Origin of the sequence: Brenneria corticis (genome assembly GCF_003115855.1) — a bacterium.
GTDB classification, from domain to species: Bacteria; Pseudomonadota; Gammaproteobacteria; order Enterobacterales; family Enterobacteriaceae; genus Brenneria; species Brenneria corticis.
Map to the genome: position 1 here is coordinate 1 of NZ_KZ819122.1, position 5,596 is coordinate 5,596.

At 50.6% G+C, this 5,596-nt stretch carries 5 protein-coding genes and 4 tRNA genes; 2 read left to right on the forward strand and 7 right to left on the reverse strand.

Features of this window, described 5'->3' with window-relative positions; genetic code table 11:
- The 5 genes from DDT56_RS24040 to DDT56_RS24060 form a co-directional block, all read right to left on the reverse strand.
- Positions 1-634 (reverse strand): GTP-binding protein (locus tag DDT56_RS24040; RefSeq protein ID WP_136168868.1); only part of this gene is annotated, 634 nt, incomplete at its 3' end.
- 107 nt (positions 635-741) lie between these two features.
- Positions 742-817, reverse strand: a tRNA-Thr gene (locus tag DDT56_RS24045).
- Positions 818-824: 7 nt separating this feature from the next.
- Positions 825-899, reverse strand: a tRNA-Gly gene (locus DDT56_RS24050).
- Between the two features lie 129 nt (positions 900-1,028).
- Positions 1,029-1,113: transfer RNA gene (locus DDT56_RS24055), tRNA-Tyr, on the reverse strand.
- 15 nt (positions 1,114-1,128) lie between these two features.
- A tRNA-Thr gene (locus tag DDT56_RS24060) sits at positions 1,129-1,204 on the reverse strand.
- Between the two features lie 319 nt (positions 1,205-1,523).
- Between DDT56_RS24060 and DDT56_RS24065 the strand changes: the two genes are divergently transcribed.
- Positions 1,524-2,072, forward strand: coding sequence for a GNAT family N-acetyltransferase (locus tag DDT56_RS24065; RefSeq protein ID WP_136168869.1), 549 nt, complete (start codon positions 1,524-1,526; stop codon positions 2,070-2,072).
- A 215-nt stretch (positions 2,073-2,287) separates the two neighbouring features.
- Entirely contained in the window at positions 2,288-3,238 is a 951-nt protein-coding gene (gene coaA / locus DDT56_RS24070; RefSeq protein WP_136168870.1) for a type I pantothenate kinase, read from the forward strand.
- A 43-nt stretch (positions 3,239-3,281) separates the two neighbouring features.
- Here coaA and birA read toward each other — a convergent pair whose 3' ends face one another.
- Positions 3,282-4,241, reverse strand: coding sequence for a bifunctional biotin--[acetyl-CoA-carboxylase] ligase/biotin operon repressor BirA (gene birA, locus DDT56_RS24075; RefSeq protein ID WP_136168871.1), 960 nt, complete (start codon positions 4,239-4,241; stop codon positions 3,282-3,284).
- The gene (gene murB / locus DDT56_RS24080) at positions 4,238-5,275 is read right to left on the reverse strand and encodes a UDP-N-acetylmuramate dehydrogenase (RefSeq protein WP_136168872.1); all 1,038 of its coding nucleotides are present in this window, start codon (positions 5,273-5,275) and stop codon (positions 4,238-4,240) included. The genes birA and murB overlap by 4 nt, the downstream gene beginning before the upstream one ends.
- Positions 5,276-5,596 lie beyond the last annotated feature (321 nt).

Genomic DNA, 5,596 nt, shown 5'->3' on the forward strand with positions numbered 1-5,596 from the left:
GGAACGGCTTGTCGATGGCGCGCTCAGGTTCCGGGATGTAGGTATCCAGGTGACCGGCCAGTTCGATGATTTTCGCTTCCCACTCGGCGTCGCCTTCCAGCGCTTTCAGCGCGGAACCACGCACGATTGGAGTATCGTCGCCCGGGAAGTCGTACTGAGACAGCAGCTCGCGCACTTCCATCTCAACCAGTTCCAGCAGCTCTTCATCATCAACCATGTCGCATTTGTTCAGGAATACGATGATGTAAGGAACGCCTACCTGGCGACCCAGCAGGATGTGCTCGCGGGTCTGCGGCATCGGGCCGTCAGTCGCGGCGACAACCAGGATCGCGCCGTCCATCTGCGCGGCGCCGGTGATCATGTTTTTCACATAGTCGGCGTGTCCCGGGCAGTCAACGTGCGCGTAGTGGCGAGTCGGGGTATCGTATTCAACGTGAGAGGTGTTGATGGTGATACCACGGGCTTTTTCTTCCGGCGCGTTGTCGATCTGGTCGAATGCGCGGGCGGCGCCGCCGTAGGTTTTAGCCAGTACGGAGGTAATAGCCGCAGTCAGCGTTGTTTTACCATGGTCAACGTGGCCGATAGTACCGACGTTAACGTGCGGTTTTGTACGTTCAAATTTTTCTTTAGACATCGATAGTCCCTCTAAGACACGGATAAATCGGTGGTATCACCACATCAACCAAGCGTTTGCTTGCTGAATTTTTTAACAGAAAGAAATCAGGAGGAAGAATAAAGAAGTGGTGCTGATAGGCAGATTCGAACTGCCGACCTCACCCTTACCAAGGGTGCGCTCTACCAACTGAGCTATATCAGCACATCTTTGGAGCGGGCAGTGGGAATCGAACCCACATCATCAGCTTGGAAGGCTGAGGTAATAGCCATTATACGATGCCCGCATCCTGGAACTCGGCTACCTGATTTTTCTGTAGATTTTGAAATTGGAGAATAACGTTACTCTCCGCATTCTTCGATCCGGCTTAGTATTACATACCGTATCGATTTTATCCTGTCGCCAGGATTGAATTTGGTGGTGGGGGAAGGATTCGAACCTTCGAAGTCTGTGACGGCAGATTTACAGTCTGCTCCCTTTGGCCGCTCGGGAACCCCACCTGATTGTCTACTTAATGGTGCCGGCTGCCGGAATCGAACTGGCGACCTACTGATTACAAGTCAGTTGCTCTACCTACTGAGCTAAGCCGGCATCAAGTGCTGCGCATTCTAGGTAGACCGAACGACCTATGCAACAAAAAAATTGCCCAAAACGCACTATCGCTTAGATTTTATCCAAATTTGAACCTGGATCCACACCGCCAACAATAATTCGCCCAAAGAAACGCCTAATCCGGCGAACGGCGGATGGCTGACGAACCCGGTCCACTGCACCAAAACAGGGATTATCGCCCCGCCTGAATGCATTTTTTGACCGCCATGCCCTCTATTCCGCGTATTCGGCCGCTTATCGATGATTGGAACGAATTTTGCAATATCTACAGCATTGTTCACCGGTCAGGAGACTCATCATGAAAATCGTATCCCTCAATGTCGCCACCCTGCCAGTTTATCGCGGTGAGCTTGCCAATCTATTGATAGATGCGGTCGCCAAAGGAGCCTCGGTTGGATTTCAGACCCCGCTATCCCATGAAGAAGCGGAGAGTTATTTTCACGGCTTACGCCCGTCGATAGCCAAAGGTGAGCGCATGCTGTGGATCGCCCGCGACGCGGAGGGGGTGGTCGGAAGTGTGCAATTGGAGCTCTGTCAAAAATCCAACGGACAGAATCGAGCCGAAATTCAAAAATTACTGGTTCACAGCCGGGCAAGGAGAATGAGCATCGGCAGGCGATTGATGCAAAGCCTGGAAAAAGCCGCACTCCAGCAGCAACGTGGGTTACTTTATCTGGATACGCAGGCTGGTTCCCCTGCGGAGATGTTCTATCGCTCGCTGGGATACCGCTATTTAGGCGAACTTCCCGACTATGCCAGCACGCCCGATGGCTATTACCATCCCACCGCGATTTACTATAAGCGCCTCTTCGCGGTGAATCACGTCGAGCGGGCGATTGCCAGCTAACGCCGCTGCCCGGCGCCCCTTTAATCGGGGCATCGGGTATCAAACTGATTTTCTCTTCTTTTTCTCACCGGCAAAGTGTTAACCTGCCCCTAATCAAAACTATTACATCAAGAAAAGGTTCTACTGCCTGAGGCGAGCGGATTATACTATGCCGCTCGTTTATCGGTGGGCTGAAGTCCCCTTTCTTACCTGTATAAGCAGGCAGAATCAGACTTATGAGAAATAGAGAGCAATCTTTGGCTACGCCATATCTACAATTTGATCGCCGCCAATGGGCCGCCTTGCGCGATTCTGTCCCACTCACGCTGACAGAGGAAGAGATCGTTAAACTCAAAGGGATTAACGAAGATCTTTCATTAGACGAAGTCGCTGAAATTTATCTGCCTTTGTCCCGCCTGCTTAACTTCTATATCAGTTCCAATCTGCGCCGCCAGGCGGTTTTAGAGCAGTTTTTGGGGACCGATGGCCAGAAGATCCCTTATATCATCAGTATTGCAGGCAGCGTAGCCGTCGGCAAAAGCACCACGGCGCGCGTTCTGCAGGCGTTGCTCAGCCGTTGGCCTGAACATCGCAGCGTGGAGCTCATCACCACCGACGGCTTTCTTCATCCGAATAAAGTTTTAAAAGATCGCAATCTGATGAAGAAAAAAGGTTTTCCCCTATCTTATGATATGCATAGTTTGGTGAACTTTGTTTCCGCTATTAAGTCGGGCGCAGACACGGTCACAGCACCGATTTATTCACATCTCATCTATGATATTGTGCCCAATCATCATAAGGTACTACAGCAGCCCGATATTTTGATATTGGAAGGCTTAAACGTATTACAAAGCGGCATGGATTATCCCCACGACCCGCACCGAGTTTTTGTCTCTGACTTCGTCGATTTTTCAATTTATGTCGATGCGCCGGAAGAGTTATTAAAAAGCTGGTATATCAACCGCTTCCTGAAATTCAGGCAGGGCGCCTTTTCCAATCCAAGCTCCTATTTTCACAATTACGCCAGGCTGCCGGAGCAAGAAGCCATTGATATTGCCTCACAGCTTTGGCAAGAGATAAACGGGCTTAATTTAAGGCAAAATATTTTACCAACGCGTGAAAGAGCCAGTCTTATTATGACAAAAAGCGCCAATCATGCCGTGGAATACGTCCGTTTGAGAAAGTAAATGGGCGCTTAAAATAAAGGGGTGGTAGTAACACCCCTTTATTTTATAATCCTCTTAACGAAATTTCCCCGCCAATATACTGTGTCAATTCACCATCATTCTCCAGTAACAGCGCTCCCTGATTATCAATGCCTCGCTCAATTCCATGTATTTCTCTATTACCGATAAGCAATTTGACCGGACGGTTAAAATAATTATCCAACTGCTCCCATCGGGAAATAAACGGCGCCAGACCCCGTTGCTCGAAGGTGGCCAACGCGCGTCTGAGCTCTGAAATCAGCGTCGCGCTCAGCGTATTACGATCGACCTCTATCCCCGCTTCCTGAAGGTTGATCCAACCCTGATCGATTACCTTATCTGCCGGCTCACGCATCCGTAAGTTGATACCGACGCCAATGACCAAATGTGCCGCGTCACCCGTTTTCCCCGTTAACTCAACCAGAATGCCGGCCAGCTTGCGATCGTTAAGATAGAGATCGTTCGGCCATTTGACACGAACCCCTTCAGCGCCGAGCTTATGCAGCACCTCGGCCATCACGATCCCAATGACCAGACTGACGCCGACCGCCGCGGCGGGGCCTTGTTCCAAACGCCAATACAGTGATAAATAAAGATTGGCGCCAAAGGGAGAAAACCACTGACGACCCCGGCGACCGCGCCCAGACTGCTGGTACTCCGCAATACAGGCATCTCCGGAGGATAGCGAACCCAATCTGTCCAGAAGATATTGATTGGTTGAATCAACCACGGGCAAAACCGTGACCCCACCGTCCGGCAAGGCGCCGAGGATCTGTTTCTCATCCAGCAGCTGCATCGGCGCGGGCAGGCAATATCCTTTCCCGGTAACGGTAAAAACATCTATCCCCCACTCCCGGATAGTCTGAATATGTTTATTAATCGCCGCCCGGCTCATCCCCATCATTTCACCCAGAACCTCTCCTGAGTAAAACCCGCCGTCAGACAGAACCTTGATTAACCTGAGAGGAACTTTAATATTCTTCATGATAATACCCCGACAGCATCCACCTCTCCAGTGGCGGCAATAAAACGCACCTCTGGCTCCAGCCAGACACCAAATCGCTCAGCCACCTGGCCGCGGACATGGCGCGCCAGATTGACGATATCCTGACTGGTCGCATTGTCTTTATTAATCAGCACTAATGCCTGTTGGTCGTGTACCGCCGCGCCGCCCACCTGAAAACCTTTTAAGCCGCACTGATCTATCAACCACCCGGCCGCCAGCTTTATTTGACCATCTGGCTGTAAATAATGGGGAGCGCTTGGGTATTTTTGCAAAATATCAGCAGCATGCTCCGCCGTAACAACCGGGTTTTTAAAGAAACTGCCCGCATTCCCGGTAACCGCAGGATCCGGCAATTTGCTACGCCGCATATGGCAAACCATATCGAATATTTGCCGAGGTGTGGCCGTAGCCGCATCCAGCTTATTCAAATCACCGTAGCCTAATACCGGATTCCAGTTTTTATCTAAAAACAAGCCAACGGCGGTGATGACAAATCCATCCCTGTATTGATGTTTAAATATACTTTCCCGGTAACCAAATTGACACTCGGAAGCAGTAAGACGTTTTACTGTGCCAAGGTTCAGATCCAGCAAATCGACATACTCGCATACGCTCTTCAGCTCGACGCCATAGGCACCAATATTCTGTATCGGTGCGGAGCCAACACATCCCGGGATCAACGCAAGATTCTCTAAACCGGCCATCCCCGATTCGAGCGAGTACTGCACCAGACTGTGCCAATTTTCGCCGGCGCCGATATGAAGATGCCATCCATCAGCATTTTCCTTAACATCGATACCTTTAACACGATTAAGCAGGACCGTTCCGGCAAAGTCTTCCAGGAAAAGAATATTACTTCCTTCCCCCAACAGCAAAACAGGACGTTGCGATAAACGGGCGGTACGCCATCCAGCAATAAGTTGCGCTTGTGTATCGGCAACGGTGACTTGCGACGCGAAAACAGGTAATGCGAAGGTATGATATGGTTTTAGCGATATGACACTATTCGTCATAGTATGAGTACTCTTTAGCTCAGATATTGCCATAGTCTACCTGATCCAGAGTGGATGGTAGCGTGGTTTTATCTTAATACCTGAACGCCAAGCTGGTTGCCCGCGAGTTATCCATTAACGCAAAAAGCCCCATGCTTTCGCATGAGGCTTTCTACTTGTTTGATGCCTGGCAGTTTACGGCCCACCTCCCTGTGGGCCGCCCTTCGGGCCGGGGCTACGCACCGGCAAACACAGATAAAACAAAAGGCCCAGTCTTGCGACTGGGCCTTGTGCTTTATTTGATGCCTGGCAGTTCCCTACTCTCACATGGGGAGACCCCAC